The following is a 331-nucleotide window of genomic DNA, read 5'->3' on the forward strand; positions in this document are numbered from 1 at the left end:
GTCTCGAGGGCTCGACCGCCAGAGTTGCCGTGCGGGACTCCTCGCACACAATGCCCGTCGTCATCACCGCCAGCGACAGAGACACCTCCGGACGTGGCATGGCCCTGGTGGAAGCGCTGTCGTCCCGTTGGGGGGTCAAGTTGGCGCCCAGAGGGAAGTGGGTCTGGGCTGAAGTCGCGACCCTGTTGAAGACCACGCTGCACGCGGTGTAGCGGCGCGCACCTGCACAGACCGCGGTACATCAAGAGGGAAGAAACGTGTATGAGATGATAGCAACAGCGTTCCTCGGGGAACACAGCTCGCCCGAGAACGGCATGCAGGTCGGCCTCTT

The 331-nt window shown here is 63.7% G+C and carries 1 protein-coding gene; it reads left to right on the top strand.

All coding sequences use genetic code 11. The annotated features are described in order from the left end of the window. On the top strand, positions 1–212 hold a 212-nt coding region (locus tag UK12_RS44090), incomplete at its 5' end, for an ATP-binding protein (protein ID WP_045307153.1). Positions 213–331: the final 119 nt, after the last annotated feature.

This window comes from Saccharothrix sp. ST-888 (genome assembly GCF_000955975.1).
Lineage (GTDB): Bacteria > Actinomycetota > Actinomycetes > Streptomycetales > Streptomycetaceae > Kitasatospora.